This window comes from Pseudarthrobacter sp. MOO14 (genome assembly GCF_058267675.1).
Genome location: NZ_CM177849.1, coordinates 3,489,796 through 3,509,650 on the forward strand (window position 1 = coordinate 3,489,796; position 19,855 = coordinate 3,509,650).

Annotated in this window: 19 protein-coding genes; 10 read left to right on the top strand and 9 right to left on the bottom strand. The window is 66.0% G+C overall.

The window, feature by feature from the left end; translation table 11 throughout:
* Positions 1 to 411 precede the first annotated feature (411 nt).
* From AC4EEV_RS16285 to AC4EEV_RS16320, 8 genes are all read left to right on the top strand, one after another.
* Entirely contained in the window at positions 412 to 1,473 is a 1,062-nt protein-coding gene (locus tag AC4EEV_RS16285) for a LacI family DNA-binding transcriptional regulator (RefSeq protein WP_026264666.1), read from the top strand.
* A gap of 323 nt (positions 1,474 to 1,796) precedes the next feature.
* The gene (gene argH / locus AC4EEV_RS16290; RefSeq protein WP_491329446.1) at positions 1,797 to 3,239 is read left to right on the top strand and encodes an argininosuccinate lyase; all 1,443 of its coding nucleotides are present in this window, start codon (positions 1,797 to 1,799) and stop codon (positions 3,237 to 3,239) included.
* Positions 3,240 to 3,305: 66 nt separating this feature from the next.
* Positions 3,306 to 4,223: an amino acid ABC transporter permease gene (locus AC4EEV_RS16295; RefSeq protein ID WP_285320643.1), complete on the top strand. Its 918-nt coding sequence runs from the start codon at positions 3,306 to 3,308 to the stop codon at positions 4,221 to 4,223.
* Entirely contained in the window at positions 4,220 to 4,987 is a 768-nt protein-coding gene (locus AC4EEV_RS16300) for an amino acid ABC transporter ATP-binding protein (protein WP_491329447.1), read from the top strand. Before AC4EEV_RS16295 ends, AC4EEV_RS16300 begins: the two co-directional genes overlap by 4 nt.
* A 29-nt stretch (positions 4,988 to 5,016) precedes the next feature.
* Positions 5,017 to 5,889: an ABC transporter substrate-binding protein gene (locus AC4EEV_RS16305; RefSeq protein ID WP_491329448.1), complete on the top strand. Its 873-nt coding sequence runs from the start codon at positions 5,017 to 5,019 to the stop codon at positions 5,887 to 5,889.
* Positions 5,886 to 6,746 carry a polysaccharide deacetylase family protein gene (locus AC4EEV_RS16310; protein ID WP_491329449.1) on the top strand — a complete coding sequence of 287 codons (861 nt, stop codon included), beginning with the start codon at positions 5,886 to 5,888 and terminating at the stop codon, positions 6,744 to 6,746. The genes AC4EEV_RS16305 and AC4EEV_RS16310 overlap by 4 nt, the downstream gene beginning before the upstream one ends.
* The gene (locus AC4EEV_RS16315) at positions 6,743 to 7,651 is read left to right on the top strand and encodes a polysaccharide deacetylase family protein (protein ID WP_491329450.1); all 909 of its coding nucleotides are present in this window, start codon (positions 6,743 to 6,745) and stop codon (positions 7,649 to 7,651) included. The genes AC4EEV_RS16310 and AC4EEV_RS16315 overlap by 4 nt, the downstream gene beginning before the upstream one ends.
* Complete coding sequence (locus tag AC4EEV_RS16320; RefSeq protein WP_491329451.1) at positions 7,648 to 9,084, top strand: MmgE/PrpD family protein; 1,437 nt, start codon at positions 7,648 to 7,650, stop codon at positions 9,082 to 9,084. Before AC4EEV_RS16315 ends, AC4EEV_RS16320 begins: the two co-directional genes overlap by 4 nt.
* On the opposite strand, the gene AC4EEV_RS16325 is transcribed toward AC4EEV_RS16320, so the two are convergent.
* Both AC4EEV_RS16325 and AC4EEV_RS16330 read right to left on the bottom strand, forming a co-directional pair.
* A complete protein-coding gene (locus AC4EEV_RS16325) occupies positions 9,077 to 9,559 on the bottom strand; it encodes a MarR family winged helix-turn-helix transcriptional regulator (RefSeq protein WP_491329452.1) in 483 nt (160 codons plus the stop codon). The two genes, AC4EEV_RS16320 and AC4EEV_RS16325, sit on opposite strands and share 8 nt — an antisense overlap.
* Positions 9,559 to 9,975, bottom strand: a complete 417-nt coding sequence (locus AC4EEV_RS16330) for an SRPBCC family protein (protein ID WP_491329453.1) — start codon at positions 9,973 to 9,975, stop codon at positions 9,559 to 9,561. The genes AC4EEV_RS16325 and AC4EEV_RS16330 overlap by 1 nt, the downstream gene beginning before the upstream one ends.
* Before the next feature lie 306 nt (positions 9,976 to 10,281).
* On the opposite strand from AC4EEV_RS16330, the gene AC4EEV_RS16335 reads away from it, so the two are divergent.
* Positions 10,282 to 11,409, top strand: coding sequence for a methyltransferase (locus tag AC4EEV_RS16335; RefSeq protein ID WP_491329454.1), 1,128 nt, complete (start codon positions 10,282 to 10,284; stop codon positions 11,407 to 11,409).
* Positions 11,410 to 11,459: 50 nt separating this feature from the next.
* Here the strand turns inward: AC4EEV_RS16335 and AC4EEV_RS16340 are convergent, their stop codons facing one another.
* The 5 genes from AC4EEV_RS16340 to AC4EEV_RS16360 all read right to left on the bottom strand — a co-directional run bounded on the left by AC4EEV_RS16340 (position 11,460) and on the right by AC4EEV_RS16360 (position 15,925).
* On the bottom strand, positions 11,460 to 13,001 hold the full coding sequence (locus AC4EEV_RS16340) for an HD domain-containing phosphohydrolase (RefSeq protein WP_491330905.1): 1,542 nt from the start codon (positions 12,999 to 13,001) through the stop codon (positions 11,460 to 11,462).
* Positions 13,002 to 13,061: 60 nt separating this feature from the next.
* A complete protein-coding gene (locus AC4EEV_RS16345) occupies positions 13,062 to 13,817 on the bottom strand; it encodes a hypothetical protein (RefSeq protein ID WP_491329455.1) in 756 nt (251 codons plus the stop codon).
* 83 nt (positions 13,818 to 13,900) lie between these two features.
* The gene (locus tag AC4EEV_RS16350; RefSeq protein ID WP_491329456.1) at positions 13,901 to 14,650 is read right to left on the bottom strand and encodes an SDR family oxidoreductase; all 750 of its coding nucleotides are present in this window, start codon (positions 14,648 to 14,650) and stop codon (positions 13,901 to 13,903) included.
* A 65-nt stretch (positions 14,651 to 14,715) separates the two neighbouring features.
* Complete coding sequence (locus tag AC4EEV_RS16355; protein ID WP_491329457.1) at positions 14,716 to 14,868, bottom strand: hypothetical protein; 153 nt, start codon at positions 14,866 to 14,868, stop codon at positions 14,716 to 14,718.
* A gap of 124 nt (positions 14,869 to 14,992) precedes the next feature.
* The gene (locus AC4EEV_RS16360) at positions 14,993 to 15,925 is read right to left on the bottom strand and encodes a DUF4352 domain-containing protein (protein WP_491329458.1); all 933 of its coding nucleotides are present in this window, start codon (positions 15,923 to 15,925) and stop codon (positions 14,993 to 14,995) included.
* Between the two features lie 404 nt (positions 15,926 to 16,329).
* Between AC4EEV_RS16360 and AC4EEV_RS16365 the strand changes: the two genes are divergently transcribed.
* Entirely contained in the window at positions 16,330 to 17,412 is a 1,083-nt protein-coding gene (locus AC4EEV_RS16365) for an endonuclease NucS domain-containing protein (protein WP_109863577.1), read from the top strand.
* A gap of 78 nt (positions 17,413 to 17,490) precedes the next feature.
* Here the strand turns inward: AC4EEV_RS16365 and AC4EEV_RS16370 are convergent, their stop codons facing one another.
* The gene (locus AC4EEV_RS16370) at positions 17,491 to 19,149 is read right to left on the bottom strand and encodes a thiamine pyrophosphate-binding protein (protein ID WP_491329459.1); all 1,659 of its coding nucleotides are present in this window, start codon (positions 19,147 to 19,149) and stop codon (positions 17,491 to 17,493) included.
* 116 nt (positions 19,150 to 19,265) lie between these two features.
* Positions 19,266 to 19,769, bottom strand: coding sequence for an Lrp/AsnC family transcriptional regulator (locus AC4EEV_RS16375; RefSeq protein ID WP_491329460.1), 504 nt, complete (start codon positions 19,767 to 19,769; stop codon positions 19,266 to 19,268).
* Positions 19,770 to 19,855: the final 86 nt, after the last annotated feature.

Below are 19,855 nucleotides of genomic sequence, written 5' to 3' on the forward strand. Positions count from 1 at the left end.
GGGAGCAGGGACAGGCCGCCGGTGGGCGGCCGGTGCCGCCGTTCGCTGCTCCTTGGACACCGCTGGTTTGGCTGTGCCTGCGTGCTCTGCCGCATCCGATGCGTTGCAGCTTGTGCCTGAAGATTCATCCGTGAATTTCAAGAGGGACCCCCTTGGGCGAGCTTGTCTGAACACCATAGGGACCTGTGCTGCGGCGGGGAAGGGGATTTATCCATGACGGGGATTAATTGCGCGAATCTTGAGATCACCCCGTGCGTGCCGGTCCTCGGCCGGCCGGAGCTGGGCCGTGACCCGGCGGGAGGTTGGCGCTTCCCGGAGAAGAGCTGACAACTGCTGCGAAGCATATCAATGAAACCGGTGTCAATAGACCCCTTTTCCATCCGGCTGAAAATTCTGGGGTAAATTTCTTGAATGGAATCTCGACGGTATGGCAGCGCTACCTTGCTGGATGTCGCGCGCATGGCCGGCGTCTCCCGGTCCACCGCGGCCAGGGCGCTCGGCGGCTACGGCTCGGTAAGCCATGAGCTGCAGTCGATGGTGGCGGCTGCTGCCGAAGCGTTGGGTTACCGGGGGAACGCCCTGGCCCGGAGCGTGAGCTCCGGACGCTCGCACACCATCGGGGTGGTCATCAGCGACATTGAGAATCCCCACTTCGCCAAAGCCGTCCGGGGCATGACCGATGCCGCGAAGGCAGCCGGGTTCGACGTCATCCTGGCCAATACGGATGAGAACCTGGACGCCGAACGGGCAGCCGTCCAGGTGTTCCTGGACAAGCGGGTGGATGGGCTGATCGTAGCCTCCACGAGTCGAAGCGACTCCGCGCATTTGCTGGACGTGGTGCGGATGGGCCGGCCGCTGGTCCTTTTCGACCGGCGCCCGGACAACGTGGAAGCCGACTGGGTGGGGACTGACTGCTATGCCGACGCCACCGCGGTCATGGAGTACCTTATCGGCCGCGGCCACACGAACATCGTGTTCCTTTCGGCCACCACAAAGACGCCGGAGGAGCTGGAATCCGGGCATCCGCTGCCCATTTCCACCATCGCGGACAGGGTGCGCGCCGTCCGCACGGCCGCCCGGGCAGCGGGGATCCGGTACGAGTTCATCTCCGACGCCATGTCCCCGGAGCGGGCCCACGAAATTGTTGCCTCCCTCCTCCGCCGCCCTGACCGGCCCAGCGCCGTCATTGCCTCCTACAGCCGCCTGGCGCTGCCGGCGTTCCAAGCCATCCGGGAGGCAGGCATGGAGGTTCCCCGGGACATCTCCCTGGTCTGCCTGGACGACGCCGAGTGGATGACCGTCAGCAGCCCCGAGGTGACGGCCGTTGCCTTGCCCGCTTATGAGTTGGGGCTGAAGGCGGCGGAGGTCCTGGTTGGCCGGATCGAGCACTCGGGTCCGGACCAGAGGGACCATCTGCTGCCGGCCACGTTCACGGAGCGTGGCTCCGTGGCGAAAATTCCCGCAGGCGCGTAACGGCAGGGCAGCTCCTCCGGGGGCTCTGCGCCGCGTGGCGTCCTGTTCGTTCAGTGTGCCCTGGTGCTTCGACGCGCCTTCCGGACCCGTAACAAACACCAAGTTCTCCGGTCACCTGGAGCGGAGGAGTGGTCAGGATACCGGTGTCTCAGCCACAATGATTTATTCTCTGAAACCGGTGTCACAAAATCGGCGTCATCAAATTAATAGCCGCGAAACAAAGCGGAAATCATTGACAGTTAGGGTTTACCCCAGAAATACTTTCGTTGCACGAAGTGATACGGATCACTTCCCGGGCAGTCTTCCCAAGGAGCTAGACGCATATGCAAGAACAGACAAAGCTGTGGGGCGGCCGGTTTTCTGGTGCCTCCAGTCCCGAACTCTCCCGCTTCTCACGGTCCGATCCGCGCTACTTCCGGATGGCCCCCTACGACCTGCATGGTTCCCGGGCCCACGTGCGCGAACTCAACCGGTCGGGCCTCATCGATGACGCCGAACTCGCGCTGTTCCTCGACACGATCGATCTCCTGGCCAGGGACATTGAAGCGGACCTGGTCCACCCGCAGGAAGCGGACGAGGACGTCCACACGTTCCTGGAGCGGCTGCTGATCGAACGCATGGGTCCGGTGGGCGGAAAGATCCGCGCCGGCCGCTCCCGCAATGACCAGGCCGCCAACGACCTCCGGCTCTACATGCGGGACAAGGTCCGGCTGATCGCCGACCTCCTGGTGGAACTGGCCGGGGCACTGGCCTCCCAGGCAGACCGGCACCTCCACACTCCGGTCCCGGGATTCACCCACCTGCAGTCGGCGCAGCCCGTTGTGTTCGCGCACCAGCTGCTGGCCCACGCCCAACCCCTGGTCCGGGACCTGGACCGGTTCCGGGACTGGGACCGCAGGGCAGCCGTCTCGCCCCTGGGCGCGGCAGCGCTGGCCGGATCCACCTTCGCCCTGTCTCCGGAACTCGCGGCCCTGGACCAGGGCTACGATTCGAGCGCGGAAAACTCGATCGATGCCGTGGGAAGCCGCGATGCCGCCATCGAGTTCCTGTTCGTCTGCTCCCTGACGCTTATCGATATCTCCCGGCTCTGCGAGGAGATCGTCTCCTGGGCGTCCCAGCAGTTCCGTTGGATCACCATGGACGATGCCTACTGCACCGGCAGCTCGATCATGCCGCAGAAGAAGAATCCGGACATCGCCGAACTCGCCAGGGGCAAGGCCGGCCGGGTCCTGGGGGACCTCATGGGGCTGATGGCTTCGGTCAAGTCGCTGCCGCTCGCCTACAACCGGGACCTTGCCGAGGACAAGAACGCGGTCATCGACGCGGTCGAGACCATCGAGATCGCCCTGCCCGCCCTGTCCGGCCTGGTACGGACGTTCTCGGTCAACGTCGAGGAGGTCCGCCGGCAGGCAACCGCCGGCTACACCCTGGCCACCGAGGTTGCCGACTGGCTGGCGCGGCAGGGAATTCCGTTCAGCGAGGCGCACGAGATTTCCGGAGCGCTGGTGCGGTTCTGCGAGTCACACGGCCTGGACTACGACGACCTCACTGATGAACAGCTCGCTGCCGTGGATTCGCGGCTGACGCCTGATATCAGGGAGGTCCTCACCCTTGAAGCTGCCCTCGCGGCCCACTCCGGGTTTGGCGGTACCGCCCCGGAACGAGTCGCCGAACAACTGACGCGTCTCCGGGCGAAGCTTGACCAGGCACGAAGCTGGGCGGCCGACTACCAGGGGCTTCGCGTCCCGTCCGGCGCAGCGGGCTGACCCGTGGCGCCCACCAACGCCGGTCCCCGCGGCGACCTTAAAACCCTCCACGATCAGGAAAACGCCATGAAGACTCAACCAGCGCCCAGCATCACAGGCACTGCAGCGGCAGATCTGAAAATCGTCCCGCGCCGGCATATCGGGAGGTGGATTGGTGCTGCGGCCGTGGTGCTGCTCCTGGTCTGGCTGGCCGTCTCCTTCTCACGGGCCAAGATCAACTGGCCCACCGTGCAGGAATACCTGGCCGTTCCCGTCCTGATCCAGGGAATCGGAGTAGCCCTGATCCTCACCGCCGTCGCCATGGCGATCGGACTGGTTCTTGGCGTGGTCACCGCCGTGATGCGCCTGTCGAAGAACCCGGTGGTCTCTGGCGTTGCGTGGCTCTACATCTGGGTCTTCCGAGGCACCCCGGTGTACCTGCAGCTGTTGATGTGGTTCAACCTGGCCCTCATTTTCCCGGTGATCGGCATCCCGGGGCTCTACTCGGGCCGCATGATCGACATCCTGACCCCCTTCGTCGCCGCCTCCATCGGCCTGGGGCTGAACCAGGGCGCCTACACCTCCGAGGTGGTCCGCGGCGGCATCCTCTCCGTTGATGAGGGGCAATTGGAGGCCGCGCAGGCTGTCGGGATGACGCGGCTGCAGGCCATGCGGCGGATCGTCCTGCCGCAGGCCATGCGGGTCATCATCCCGCCCGTGGGCAACGAGGTCATCGGGATGCTGAAGACCACATCGCTGGCTTCCGCGATCGGCGTGAGCGAGATCCTTTCCGAGGCCCAGCACATCTACTACGTCAACAACCGGATCATGGAGCTCCTGATCGTCTGCGCCGTCTGGTATCTGGGCGCCGTGTCCATCCTGAGCATCGGGCAGTTCTACCTTGAACGGTTCTTCGCCAAGGGATCCTCAAGCCGGCAGCTGCCCATGACGCCCCTCCAGCGGCTGTCGAGCATTTTCGGTACCAACAGGAAGGCAAAGTCATGACCACCCACGTTCTGGTCCGCGCCGAAAACGTCCACAAGAGTTTTGGCCTCAACGAGGTCCTCAAGGGCATCAACCTCGAGGTCAACAGCGGCGAGGTGGTCTGCCTGCTCGGTGCCTCGGGGTCCGGAAAGAGCACCTTCCTGCGCTGCATCAACCACCTGGAAACGCTGTCCAACGGGCGGATCTGGGTGGGGGACAAGGTGGTGGGTTACCGCCAGGACGGCAACCGCCTCTTTGAGCTCTCGGACAAGGAAGCCGCCCGCCAGCGCCGGTCCATCGGCATGGTGTTCCAGCGGTTCAACCTCTTCCCCCATATGACCGTGCTGGAAAACATCATCGAAGGCCCGGTCCTCGTCAACAAGGTCAAACCGGCCGAGGCCAAACGGCACGCCTCCGAACTGCTGGCCCGGGTGGGCCTGGAGGGACGCGAAGGGTCCTACCCGCGGCAGCTCTCCGGCGGCCAGCAGCAGCGCGTGGCGATCGCCAGGGCCCTGGCCATGAAACCCGAGCTGATCCTCTTTGACGAACCGACGTCGGCACTGGACCCCGAACTGGTGGGCGAAGTGCTGGACGTCATGAAGGACCTGGCAAAGTCCGGCCTCACCATGATCGTGGTGACCCACGAGATTGGCTTTGCCAAGGAAGTGGCCGACCGTGTGGCGTTCATGCACGGCGGCGAAATCGTCGAAATCGGTCCTCCGGCCGGGGTCCTGGGCAACCCGCAGCACGAGCGGACCAAAGCCTTCCTTTCCCGCGTCTTCTAAACATCACCCCAACCCCTTTGGAGCCATCCATGAAGAAGTTCACCACGGCCGCCCGCATTGCGGCCCTCACCGCAGTTGCAGCGTTCGGCCTCACCGGCTGCGTCGGCGGCGCCGAAACCACCGCGGACACAAGCGCCGGCACCACCGGCCTGCCCCAGGCCATCAAGGACGCCGGGAAGATCAGGATCGGCCTGTCCCCGGACTTCCCGCCCATGGAATTCCGCGACTCCGACAAGAAGCTGGCAGGCGTGGACATCGAGCTGCAGCAAAAGCTGGGCGAGGCGCTCGGGGTTCAGGTCGAAGTGGTGGAATCGCCCTTTGACCAGCTGATCAACTCCGTCCAGACCGGCCGCGTGGACTTGGTCATGTCCGGCATCTCGGACACCGTGGAACGGCAGAAGACGGCCGACTTCGTTGACTACTTCAAGTCCCAGGGCCGCCTCTACACGTCGGGCACCCGGGCAGGTGAGTTCAAGCAGGAGAGCGATCTCTGCGGCAAGACCCTCGCGGTAAGCGGCAAGACCGATTACTTCGAACAGGTGAAAACCCTGAGCAAGACCATCTGCACGGACAAGGGCCTCCCGGAACTGAGCATCCTGCCCACGGACTCCGGCGCGGCCGCGCGGCTGCAGATTGACCAGGGCCGCGTGGACCTGGCCGCCCAGGGTGCCGAGAACCTCGCCTACTTCGACAAGACCGATCCCGGAAAGTACGCGGCCGTGCTCGATCCGCTGCCGGCGAAGCCCTTCGGCATCCTGATGCAGAAGGACAACACCCAGCTGGCCAACGCGGTCAAGGATGCCCTGACCAAGGTCACGGACAGCGGTGACTACCAGAAGATCCTGGACAAGTGGGGCATCAGCTACGGCGCCATGAAGCCCGAGATCAACGGGGTTAAGTGAGCCAGCAGTCCCTGGAGGCGGGGGCGGCGGTGCGGTGGCCGGAAGGCAACCGCAGCGCCGTCGCCCTGGCCTTCGATCTTGACGGGCCCACCGGCGATGCCATGCTGAAAGGCACCATCTGGTCCCGGCCGGAGTACTTCAGCCAAGGTGCCTACGGACCGTGGCGGGCCCTGGACCGGATGCTCCGGCTCCTGGACGCCCACCAGGTCCCGGCAACCTTCTTTACCCCCGCCTGGGTGGTGGAAACCTGGCCCGAACAGTGCCGGCGGATCGTGGAGCACGGCCACGAAGTAGCACACCACGGCTATAAGCACGAAAAGTACTGGGACCTCAGCACTGACGAACAGCGGCAGGTGATCGAGACCAGCCAGCGGATCTTCCAGGACGTCCTGGGCACCACTGCCGTCGGTTTCCGCACCCCGTCCGGTGACTGGCGTCCGGAGACCCCGGCCCTGCTGGCGGAGATGGGCTTACTTTACTCCAGCTCCATGCGGGGCGATGACCGGCCGTACCTCCATGCCGGCGGGAAGCTCATCGAGATCCCGGCCAGGTCCGATATGGACGACTACGCCTCCCTGGCTTACACCACCAACCCGGACTGGCCCTCCGGCGGTGACCGGATCGCCGGCTACGAGCCCACCCTGGACAACTGGACCAGGGAGTTTGACGGGTACCACGCCGAGGGACTGTGCCTTTCCACCATCTTCCATCCGAAGGTGGTGGGGAAGCCCGGCCGGGCAGCGCTCCTGGACCGTTGGATCCAGCACATGAAGGAGGCCGACGGCGTGTGGTTCGGCACGTGCGCGGAGATCGCCACCTGGTGGCAGCAACAGCACGGAACGGAGCAGGCAGCATGACGTTCACGCAGGAACCGCCGGCGGGCCGCTGGCCCGGGGCGAACCGGTGCGCCTTCGTGGTCACCGTGGGATTTGAAGCGGAACTGTCGGTGCTCGCGGCGGCACCGGACGCCGTCGACCGCGCCAAAAGCCTGTCCGTTGGCCAGTACGGCGCCACCCGCGGCGTGGACCGGCTCCTGGCGGAGCTCGGGCGCACGGGCACCACGGCGAGCTGGTTCATTCCCGGGGCCAACCTCTGCACCTACCCGCGCCAGGTTGAAGCCGTGGCGGCGGCCGGGCACGAACTTGCCAACATGGGCTGGGCCCTGGAGGATATGGGGCTGCAGCCGCTGCCGGAACAGCTGGACAGCATCGGCCGGGGCCAGGACGCTTTCGAGGCGCTCCTTGGCGTGCGGCCGCAGGGCTTCCGGGCGGCCCGCGGATCAATGGCGCACGGCCTGCCCGGTGAGCTGCTGGACCTGGGGTTCACCTGGTCCTCCTCGTGGCACGGCGACGACCTGCCCCATTTCCATGCCGGCCGCGCTGCAGGACTGGTGGAGGTGCCACGGCACCACGAATTGGACGACTTTCCCTATTTTGTCTTTAACCTGGACCCGCCCATCCCCAAGGGCAGCCCGCGGATCGCGTCCAGCCGGGAGGTGCTCCGCAACTGGATCCTGGAATTCGAGGCTTACCGCGCCGAAGGACTCTGCTTCGTCCTGACCCTGCATCCGGAGATTATCGCCACTCCCGGGCGGATCGGGATGCTCCGGGAGTTCCTGGACCACGTCCATGCGTACGGCGACGTCTGGCACGCTACCGGCGGGGACGTGGCCCGGTGGTGGCGGGACACCGCCGCGCCCAACAGCCCCTCCCACCCGGCAGAAATCTTCCATTCCCTCACACGTGAAGGCACCCCGGCATGAGCCCAGAGCGGACAGCATCAGAACGCATAGCGGACTTTCTCACGGCACTGCGGCCCGAGGACATCCCTCCCGAGGTCCTGCACCGGGCGAAACTCCACCTGCTGGACACCCTCGGCGCAGGTATTGCCGGGGCGGCGTCGCGGGAAGTCCACCTCAGCAGGTCGGCGCTCGCCGCAGCGCACGGAACCCCGCCGCCCGGAACGGGCTCGCCGGTGTGGGGCACACCCTCCAGTTTGCCGCCGCTGGCGGCAGCCTTCGTCAACGGCGTGGCGTGCCATGCCTTTGAGCTTGACGATTCGGGCGGGTGCGACCATTCCGGGGCGGTGGTGGTTCCGGCCGCGCTCGCCGCCCTGGCCGTCCGGGCCGGCGGTTCCGCGGGCGGAGCGGACGACGGCGGCTCGGGAGTTGACGGCGGAAGGCTCCTTCACGCCGTCGTCAGCGGGTACGAGGTGGGCCGCCGGGTGCAGGACGCCCTGGGCGGCTACGACCCGGTGAACAACCAGGGCTGGCACTCCACGGGGGTGACCGGCACGTTCGCGGCCGCGGTGGCGGCGGGCGTGGTCCTGGGGCTTGATGCGCCGCAACTGGTGTCCGCCATGGGCCTGGCCGGCTCCTTCACCGGCGGAACCTGGGCGTTCATCGGGGACGGGGCCATGTCCAAGCGCATGCATGTGGGGCGCGCGGCCGAAGCCGGGCTGAACAGTGCGCTGCTGGCCAAGGCCGGATTCACGGGGCCGCGGGATCTGTTCTCCGCTCCGTGGGGCAGCTTCCTCAAGCTCTACGGCCAGCCGGGCGAGGTCCAGGAGTCACGGCTCTTTGACACCCTGGGGGAGGACTGGCAGGTCCAGCGCGCGTCCATCAAGCCGTACGCCACCTGCCGGAGCACCCACTCGGCCATTGACGCGATCCTGGAGCTCCGTGACCGGGGGATCACTGCGGAGGCAACGCAGAAAATCACGGTGCGGACCAGCGCCCTCATCGCGGACATGTGCGGCACCGCCGATGTCCGTTCCCTCGTCTCGACCCAGCTGAGCATGCAGTTCGCCCTCGCCGCCGCGCTGATGCACGGCACCGTGGGACTGGACGAGGTGGCGGAACAGGGCCGGAACGATCCCCGGCTGAGGGAGCTGATGGGCCGCATCCACGTGGAAGTGGACCCGGAGCAGCACGGCGGATCGGCCGAACCTTTCCTCTCTGTGCAGACGGATACGGACTCGTTCGGGGTGCAGGCGGTCAAGGCAAAGGGGGCCGCCACCAACCGGCTCAGCGACCAGGAGACCATCGGCAAGTTCGAGGGGCTGGCCGGCACCAGGCTGCCCGGCGACCGCGTCAAAGCCATCAGCCGGATGGTGCTGGGCCTGGAATCCACCCACGACGCCGGACCGCTCCTGGGGCTGCTCGCGGCAGATTCGGAGCCCGCCGTCCTTACGTAGCCCGTGCCTCGGGTTCCGTGCGGTCACCGCCGGCCGTTGGCGGTGTGCCCGGCCCGGGCCGGGCCAGGCGCTGGAGCAGGGATACGGCATCGTCCAGGGGCACCGGCCCGAAGAATTTGGCGTCGGCGAGTTCGACGGCGGCGATGGCCCGGGGAGCCAGCTCGGCTCCGGCGCTGGTGACGCGCAGCCGTTTGGCCCGGGTGTCCGCCGGGTCGACTTCCCGTTCGATGAGTCCCTTCGCTTCCAGGGCGCGCAGGACCTGGGAGGCCATCTTGACGTCGGTGCCCGCCTGCCGGGCGAGGGCCAGCTGGTTGGGGTGCTCGCCCTGGTTGTTGAGCCGCCAGGCGCAGGCGAGCAGCACGAACTGGACGTGGGTCAGGTCGAGCGGCGCGAGTGCTGCGGCGATCTCCCGCTGCCAGCGCAGCGTGGCGTGCCAGAGCAGGAATCCGGGGCTCTCGCCGGGGTTGAGCGGCATCAGCCGCCAGCCATCTTGACCAGCGCGGCCATGGTTTCCGGCCAGTCCGCGGTGATGCCGGGCCCAATCTGCGGGCCGGCCTCGTCGGCGCCGTCGCCGGTGATCTCCATCCGGTACACCACCCGGATCCGGTCCCCGCCGGCTGGATCGATGCGGTGGGTGGTGCGCAGGAGCAGGCCGCCGAAGCGGGCCTCGTCCACGAAGCGTTCGTTTTCGACCGCCTCGGCGATGACCAGGGGGATCGGATCGTCCCCCGGAGGCGCCATCAGGATCTGGGTTCCTTCAGCGAAGGGGCCGTTGATCTCGATCTTCTCGATCTCCCCGTTCCAGGCGCCCCAGTTCTCGACGTCGGACCAGAGCCGCCAGATGGCCTCTGGCGTGGCGTTGGTGTCGATGCCGTGCTCGTATTCCCACATGGTGTCCTCCTCGGAAGATGGTCTATACAAAGATTATCTGTGCACGGACTATTTCTTGTCCAGAGGGAAATCGCATGTTTTACCTGTACCCTGACACAGTAGGTTCTGGGCTTGAGCGCCCTCCATTCTTTCATCCCGCGTTTGTTGCCGGCGGACGGTCTGGTCTCTTGGCACCGTCCCCTTCGACGTCGTCGAACCCCCGCTGTAATCGGCCCGAATCCGATCGCACCCAACATCTTGGAATGGAACTTCATCCCTACTGGCACCCCAGCTCCGGCGGAAGTCCCGCCCTTTGACCCCACCCCTTTGAACACAGCCGCGGCGGCCGGGCACGTGACCTGGAAGGACGCCGGCACCGGGATGTCCGCGCGGTGGCGGTCGGCCAACGGCAGGCCGGCGCCCGGGCGGGTGGAGGTGGTGGACGACGCCCTCACGGCCGATGAGGCGTACCGCATGGCATCCCAGGGGATCGCGCTGCTCTGGCACGGAGACTTCCACAACGCGCGGCAGATCCTCAACGCCCAGGACCGCCGGATAGGCGCCGGAAAGAAGGCCGCAGGAACCCCGGCTGAAAGGTTCTACCGGCACCGGCAGGCCGCCTCGCACCGGGCACGCATCCTGGGCCTGCTGCTGATTCCCCTTAATCCGGGTCCGGTGGTGCCGCTGCGCCGCGCACCGGACATCGGCGAAGCCGCCGCGGAAGCGTACGGAGACATTGCAGAGTCTTCCGTGGTGTCCCTGCATGAGCTCGTGGGGGCCATCGGCGCCCACGAGTGGCGGCGGACCGGGGTCTACGTCGATGCCCTGCAGGACCGCATCCACCCGCATTACGGCACATTCTTCCCTACCCGCAGCGAGTATGTGGATCTCGTGGCAGCGGCCGCGCTGCCCGCGGACACGCTCGCGTTCGACGTCGGAACGGGCACCGGAGTGCTCGCCGCCGTCCTCGCCCGCCGCGGCGTCCGCCGCGTGGTGGCGACGGACAATGAACCGCGTGCCATTGCCTGCGCCGCGGAGAACTTCCGTAACCTCGGAGTCGACGACCGGGCCGAGGCAGTGCTGACCGACATGTTCCCGCCCGGACGGGCACCGCTGATCGTATGCAACCCGCCCTGGATCCCGGCCACGCCGCATTCCAGCCTGGACAGCGCCGTCTACGACCCCGGAAGCAGGATGCTGTTCCGCTTCCTGGCAGAACTCCCCGGCCATCTGGAGCCGGCCGGTGAGGGCTGGTTGGTTCTGTCCGACCTGGCCGAGCACCTGGGCCTGCGCTCACGTGCGGACCTGCTGGCCGCCATCGAAGCGGCCGGGCTGACGGTGGTGGAGCGGCTGGACACCAAGCCAACGCATCCGAAGGCCTCGGACCGCGAAGATCCATTGTTCGAGGCGCGCTCGGCCGAGGTCACGTCATTGTGGCGGCTGGTCAGCCAATAGTCACAAGGGATGTGTCCCGGGCCAGCGCGGACTGGTCCAATTGGGCTCTCCTATTCGGTCAGCCCATTCCTGATCGCGAACAAGGTGGCACCCACCCGGTTGGTGGCACCGATCTTGGTGTAGATGTGCTCCACGTGGTTGCGGACGGTCTTCCGGGAAAGGAAGAGGCCGTCTGCGATCTGGGCCGGCGTCAGGCCGCGGCACAGCATGCCGAGGATCTCCACTTCCCGCGGGGTGAGCCCAGCTGCGGCCGAATGCGGTCGGCGGGGCTGCTGGCCGGCCGCCACGAGCACTGCCTCCGCCGCAGCGGCGGCGAGCCTCCCGGCCGAAACTTCCTGCCGCAGCCGGGCAGCGGCATCGGGCGGCGTGAGCGCGGGCCGGTGCGGGCGCGGCTCCACGGAGGCATGGTAGGAGTCCGCTGCCGCCAGAATCCGCTGCTTGATCCCCAGCTCGCTTCCGCCAATCCCGCGCGGATAACCGGACCCGTCGAGCCGCTCGTGGTGTGAGCCGGTGAGGGCCGCCTCGCCCTTCAGCCCGGGTACGCGGCTGAGGATCCGTTCGCCCAGATACGGATGCATGCGGATGCGTTCCTGCTCCAGGGCGGAGAGGGGCTCTTTCTTGTCCCACACCTGGTTGGACACCCCCAAGCGGCCCAGGTCGTGCACCCATCCCGCGCGGCGGAGCTCGCTGACGTCCCCCGCCGGGAGCCCGTGTTCCTCGCCGGCGGCGGCCGCCAGCGCCGCCACCGCGCGGGAGTGTCCGGCGGTGTAGGGGGACTTGAGATCGGCGAAGTCACCGATGGCGCGCAGCACCGTGTCGAGCTGGCTGCCGGACAGGGGAGCGTCAGTGGGGGCCACGTCCAGGGCCGCCTGCCAGCAGTCGAGGTCGAGGAGTCCATCGGTGAGGGCCTGGGCCTGGTCGATGAACAGCCCAGCCAGTGCCGGATCGAATTGGCTGCCGCGGCGGGCCCGCACCATTGCCACCGCGCCGGCCACTCCTTCCGTCCGCAGGAACACCTCGGCGGTATCCGCCAGGTGCATGATCCGCATTTCCAGCGGGATGTCCGTCCCCGCAACTCCCTCCGGCAGCCCCTTGCCGTCCCACCGCTCAAAGGTATGGGCGAGCAGTCCCGCCACGCCGTCGTCGAGCCCTACACTGCTGGCCAGCACCCCCGCGGAGACGCAGTGCGAGGCAATCATGGTGCGCACTGCCCCGCTGCCGGTCGCCGCGAAACGCGTCCAGCGGGCGAGGCGGGGGAGCGGCGGGAGGCCGGCCCCGGCGTGGCTGAACATGCCGGCGTACATGGGCAGGCCGTGCTGGTCGCGGCGGTAGTAGTCGGCGCGGAAGCCGATATCGTCCGTGAACAGCGCGGCGAGCTCAAAGGAATCCGCGTGGCAGCCGATCCAGGCCAGCTGGTTGGCGTAGTAGATCCTGCCCTGGCCCGCCGCGTCGACGCCTGCCGCCGCAGCGATCCGCAGAGCCAGCAGGGACGCACGCAGCATGTGCTCCATCGGCTGCCCCAGCCCCAGGTCGATGGCGAGCGACAGCGCGGCCAGGACTTCGCTGCGGCGGGGCGCAGCCGGTGACTGCATCACACCTGCCATTCTAGGAAGCCGCCGGCCGCGGCAGTAGGGACCGCGCGCCGTCGGCCGCTATGCCGCCTGGCTTGTCCCGGTCCGTCCCTGGGCGGCGGCTGGCCCGGCGGGATGGGCGGTGGACGGGAACCTGACGCCCACCTGCGCGCCGAACAGTCCACGCTGCGGAAGCCAGAAGTCCGCCAGGTGGTCCTGGACCTTGAGCGGGCCGGGCCGTCCGGCGCCCTCGCCCAGGACAGTTGCCCTGGAATCGGCGACCAGCCACAGCTGCCGGGGCTGGGCCTGGAACGTCTGGCCGTTGGGCACGCGGCCGGACATTTTCATCCGGCCGGCGCCGAGCAGCGGACCGGCGAACGCCCCCATGGCCCTGAGGACGGGCTCGCTGCGCCACAACCTTTCGGGCATCCGGACGGCCATGGCGGTCAGTATCTTCGTGGCCGCGGAGGTGCCCAGCTGCAGGTCCCAGTCGAGGACTCCCGGGACCGTGATCACGGCGCTGGACGGGCCGCTCCAGCTGATGTCGACGTCGGTCTCCACCGTGCGGTGGAACGCCAGCCCGAAGTAGCGGGCGCAGCTGAATTGGGGCGGGACGTTGGCGTAGAGGGTCCATTCGCCGCCGGGCGAGCGGTGCCAGACGGAGCGGTAGCCGGGGCCGACGGAGCTCACCGGGAAATCCCGGAATGCCAGGTAGTGGCCGCTCGCGAAGGGTAGCCCGAAGACGGCGCTGCCGGCGAAGTGCTCGGCGGGGTCTTCGGGGAGTTCGGCAAGTGTCGGTGTTGCCTGTGCTAATGACTGCGGCTGGTGGATGGTCATGGCCGCCTCCTTGTCTCTATGCCTTGAGATTAGGAGCGGGCCGCGGCAGGGGCATGGGGCAAGTGCCCCATTTAGCGTCGGTTTTACGCGGCACCGATGGCGTCGAGCCACTCCTGGAACGTCTGGCGTCCGACGGCGGAGCCCGGCGCCGGGATCAGCGCGCCTGTGCGCATGGCCGTGCCCATGGGGCCGGGGACGCGGAGCGGAATGATCCGTTTTTTCTGCCCCGTTTTGGCCAGGTAGGCCGTGACCAGGCTTTTCAGCTGTTCGGTCCGTGGGCCGCCGAGGTCCGGGAGCCGTCCCTTCGGGCCGGCCTCGGCCGCGTCCACCAGGGCCGCTGCCACCTCTTTTGCCGCCACGGGCTGGGTGACCATGGTTGGCACGAAGGCCAGCGGGCCCACGGAGGCGGCCTTGATGGACGTTGGCACGAACTCGTGGAACTGGGTGGACCGGAGGATGGTCCAGGGAACGCCGCCGTGCCTGACTTCGTCCTCCTGCACCAGCTTCCCGGCGTAGAGTCCCGAGTTGGCTTTATCGATGCCCACAATGGACAGCGCCACATGGTGCGTTACGCCTGCTTTCTTCCCGGCCGCCACCAGGTTCTGGGTGGCGTTGGTGAAGAAATCCACGGCCTTCTTGGTGGACAGGACCTGGATGCCGGAGACGTCGATGACGGTGTCGGCGCCCTCGAGTGCCTGGTCGAGGCCGCGCCCGGTGATGAGATCCACCCCATCCGCGCGGCTCAGGCTGACCACGTTGTGCCCGCGCTCCCTGGCGATGGCCACCACGTAGCGCCCTACTGTCCCGGTTCCCCCTGCAACGGCGATTCTCATGGTTGAAATCCTATGCGGGATGACTGACAAAAACGGGTGCCCGCCGCGCGGCGTCCCGACGGGTCCTACCCCGCTACCGCAGCCTTCGCCGCCCGGGTGGCGTTCATCCACTCAGTCAGCCAGGGTGCACGGACAGTTGAGGTGATCCGGCAGTCGGCCACAAACGTGCCCTGAGCGACGGCGTCGATCCAGTGCTGCAAAGCGGAGGTCACTGTCACTGCGTGATCTTGTACCAACCGGAGTCGTCCGCGGGCTTGACGATCACCGTCAGTCCCATGTCACGCTAACAACACAGCAAGGCCTCCGGTAACTGCCGGAGGCCTTGTGTTGTTGGGGACGAAGCTATTTGACGGCGACAAAGACCTTGTCGGCGATCATGCCCGCCCGGACGGCGAGAACGCCTTGGCCAGCTGTCGCGCTTGGTACCTGAATGGCGATATTGCCCGTTGCGGTGCCGCCCTTGTAGAGGGTGTTACTGTCGATCGCGTCGGGCGCAACGACATGGTGATCGTACGAATTAATGGTTTTACCGTCTGCGGTGACGTATTCCACGGAGACGAAAGACGGCGTTTGTCCATTGGCGTCGCTGCCGACGTAGGTTGCCGAGTAGTTCACCAGGATGTACTCCGAACCCGCAGTGGGAGCGTCGTTGAACCGGTTGGCCGCCACGACTGCGTCGGTAGCCGCCAAAGTGACAGAGTTAACCACTACCCGCCAGTCCTTTGACTCCACGACTGAACCGATCGGCGAAGGATTTTCCCGTGTTCCGGCCTTGGCAGCGGGCGCTGCTGCTGAAGCACCTCCACCCGCTTCAGTGGTCGGTGCCGAAACTTTAGTGTCGGTGCCGCCGAAAGCGTCCTTGGCGGAAGCGGTGACAACGGAGAAGAAGACAACAAAGCCGACAATGGTTCCCACGATGGACAAGATCAGGGCTGTGATGCCCATTCCCTTGGCCTTGTCCTTTAGGAAGAGGGAAACAATTGCCAAGATGAACGCAATCGGCAACAAGACCCAGCCGGCAATGAGCACACCGGGAATGCATGAAAGGATGAAGCCGAGAATCGCCGCAATAAGGGCGATGAGCCCGATGACATTTCGCTGCTTTTTTGCTTTCGCGTACTCTTTGGGGCCCGAAAGTCCTGGTGGACCATAGCTGGGCGGTGAGGGTGGAATTGGTGGTTGCTGGTGGGGCGAAGTCTGCTGAGAGCTTGCCCCCGGAAGCTCTGGTGTAGTCATGTGATGATGATGCCAGAATATTTGGCTTTCCGCATTCATGACTTTGATTTTGAAAATTGCTGGGCCGCCGTGGTTTTGGCCTGTTTCGGCAGGCCAACTCTTTATCCCACTGGAACTTTCCTCAACCCTCTGGCAATATTTGGTTTTTACTAGGAAAATCCTGCACAAACCTTGATCTAGATTCACTGTCGCTGCGCTCTGCTCTGTTTGGAGGCCCACCCTAGAGAGATCAATCAGCAGCGCCCCGCGGAGGACGGCCGCCACAGCTGAAGAAGCGCGCCATCAGACTACGGCTACCTCCGCCAGCCCTGCTGCGCCCTCGTGCCGGACGACTAAATGTCTGAATAGCTAACGTAAGACTCCCCTGTTTTGATCTGTATTGTCTGTTCTGGCGCTATCCTTGACCCAGATATATCGGCTGTTGTTAGAGTCCAGGAGATTTCATGGCTGTAGAACTCGGTCTGTGGCGGGTCGATGACGCTCCCCGAAGAATAGCTACACAGGCCATGCCGCTAGAGGCAAAACTCGAAAGGCTCATCCTGCAGGACCCGGAAATACTGGAAGCAAAACTGCTGCTCATTGGAAGCCAAGTACCAACTGGATATGGGAAATTCATAGATATCCTCGGGGTAGATTCCGAAGGTACACTCCACATCCTGGAACTGAAAAGGGACAGGACTCCGCGTGAAGTCGTGGCGCAGGCGCTGGACTACGCTTCGTGGGTTGAAGCCCTTGGCAACGAAGAGGTCCGTGGCATTTTCGAAGCAAACCACCCAGACAGAAGCTTTGATGAAGAGTTTGCCATCCGATTTGACGGGGCCCCTGTCCCTGATGAGCTTAACTCCAGCCATGTTATGACCATCGTAGCCAGCGATTTGGATAGCAGCACTGAAAGGATCGTTTCGTACCTTAACCGGACCCATGGTGTGCCCATCAACGTCATGATCTTCCGTTACTTCGTGGATGAAGGCCATGAGTATCTTGCTCGGACCTGGCTTATTGACGACGCCGTTCAGGTCCTGCCGACTCCCGCATCAAAGAGGGGAACGCGAGCATCATGGAACGGTCAGGATTGGTACGTAGCTTTCGGCGTCGACGGCGAGTCCCGTTCTTGGGAGGATGCAGCGGCCTATGGCTTCGTTTCTGCGGGGGGAGCGGACTGGTACTCGCGCACTTTGAAGGGGCTTCCAGTAGGAGCCCGAATTTTCGTACACGTTCCGAAACGCGGTTACGTAGGAGTGGGTACAGTGCTCGCTTCCGCCAAACCGGCAGACGAAGCAGTTTTGCAAGTCAACGGGGAGTTGAGGAATTTCAGAAGCCTAAACTTAAAGGCGAAGTATGTCCATCCGGAGGCTGGGGAAGGAGCTGACTCAGCTGAGTACGTGGTTCCCGTTGAATGGACAAAACAAGTCTCCCTCGACAACGCCCTGTGGCGCGAAGGCATGTTTGCGAACCAAAATAGTGCCTGCAAACTGCGCAATCAGTTCACCATTGACGAAGTTTCCCGTCATTTCAATTTGAACTGATGGACGAGGCTGGCGGTCCAGATAGCAACCGGAACGCCAGCCGGTTAGGTAGCTGCCGAGCCTGACGCACGGGAAACGCTACCCCGCCACCGCCGCCTTTGCCGCCCGCGTGGCGTTCATCCACTCGGTCAGCCACGGTGCGCGGACGGAGGACGTGATCCGGCAGTCCGCAACAAAAGTCCCACGAGCGCCGGCGTCGATCCACTCCTGCAGCGCAGACAGATCAGACAGGGACCGTATGACAGCAGACTCAGCCCCCAGCGCCCGGGCAACGCCACTGAAGTCCACCTCCGGTATGAGCATCGGCTTCTCGGTCAGTCCCTGCGAGCCGTACTGGTGGATCTCGGCCCCGTAGGCGGCGTCGTTGTAGATCACAACGATGGCGCTGCGGGCCGCACCGATCAGAGACTCGAGGTCGGACAGTCCCATCAGGAAACCGCCGTCGCCGGAGGCCAGCACCAGGGTGCGGCCATCCTCCAGCGCACGGGCCGCCCCGACGGCGCTGGCCAGGCCCAACCCGATGGACTGGAACGCGGTGCCCACCATCACCAGATCCTGCGGCCGCGGGATGTTCCAGTACATGGGCGCCCAGCCGATGAAGTGGCCTCCGTCCTGGACCACCGTGCGGCGCTGCGGTAGGACGGCATCCAACGCAGTGGCGAGGGCGCGCGGGTCCAGCCGACCGTCCGGGGTTTCCGCGGAGCCCGGGTGGTGCCCCGGCCCCCCGGCCAGTCGACGGCGGGCTTCCGCGCGCCAGGCTTCCGCCGCAGTCTCGCCGTCAAGCAGCGCGAGGAGGCGTCCCGCAGCGGCTTTCGCATCAGCGTGAACGAACAGGTCCACCCGCGGGTTGGTCGGCTGCAGGGCGGTGTCGATCTGGATGACGGTGCTGTCCGGGCCCAGCAGGTGCCCGAACCGCATGGTGAACGGGCTCAGGCTGGCCCCTGCCACCAGGACCACGTCGGCCTCGCCCATGAGCCCGGCCGCGGTGTCGGTGCCGAAACCGCCGGCCACGCCCAGGTACCCCTCGCCATTGAGGAGGTTGAGCGCTAGGGCGGTTCCGGCGGTCAGGGCGCCGAGCCGGTCGGCGAGTTCGCGCAGTTCCTGGCCGGCGCCGGCGAGGTGCGCACCCCGGCCGGCCAGGATCAGCGGCCGCCTGGCACCGGCGAGGAGGCGGGCAACCTGCCCAAGGCCGCCGTCGACGTCGTCCGTCACCTTTGGTGCCGCTGCTTCCGGAAGGTCCTCGTCCGCAGCATCGAGTGCGGCGAGGTCGTACGGGATGGCAAGCACGACGGCGGTGCGCCGGGTGAGTGCGTACTCCACCGCCTGCCGGGTGATGGCGCCCGCGGCGTCGCGGGTGACGGTGAAGGTGGCCGCGCCGAGGCCGGTGGCGATGGCTGTTTGGTCCACGTCCCAGGGCCGGGCGCCGGTGGTGGGGGCGTCGCCGGTGACCAGCACCACCGGGATCTGCGCCTGGACCGCCTCGGCCAGGGCGGTGAGCGCGTTGGTGTAGCCGGGGCCGTAGGTGGTGGTGCCCGCGGCGAGCCGTCCCGAGGTCCGGTAGTAGGCGTCAGCCGCGGCGATGGCGGCACCCTCATGCCGGACGGGGGAGAAGCGGAGGCCCTGCTGCTCGGCGGCGTCCAGGAAGTAGACGTTGCCGTTGCCCATGACGCCGAAGACGTCGCTGACATAGCCGCTGAGAACCTGTGCCACGCGGCCGGAGACGGTAAGTGAAGTCATGCAGGCATCGTGTGGCCTGCATCTCACGTTTGCAATACCGTGGGATGCCGCTGGGACTTTTGGCAGCAGAAGGCATTCACAGTGACAATTTGCCCACCTGTGGCGGGCGTCACGGGTTAGTCGTGTGTGCGGGATTCCTGCTCCGACAACCGGCTGATGAGGCCGTCGTACCGGGGCGGCATGAGCTCCAGGATGGAGATGGCCGTGCTGGTCCGCTCGATCCCGTCGATCTCCAGGATCTCGTTGGTGATGCGGTAGAGATCGGCCGTGCCGCGGGCCACCACCTTGGCCATGAGGTCCGCGTCGCCGGTGGTGGCGTGCACCTCGATGACTTCCGGGATGGCGGCGAGCCCGTTCTCCACCGAGCCTGTCCGGGTCTGGCTGATGGAGAGCGAGAGGAAGGCCATGAGTTCGTAGCCGAGCGCGGCGGGGTCCAGCCTGCGGCTGAAGGAGCGGAGCGCGCCGCTGCGCTCCAGTCGCGCCAGCCGGGCGTGGACGGTGTTGCGTGCGACGCCGAGTGACCGGGAGAGTGCCAGGGCGCTGGCTTCGGGGTCCTTGTCCAGGGCAAGGATAATCCGGCCGTCGAGGGAATCGAGGGTGCGAGAGTTTGCGATGGTCATATTTTCACCAGAGGTACTAGAAGTTGAGCAGAAGTCCCAAGCACCGGAGCCTACCTTGCATTGTGGTCCGGGTCACTTCCATGATC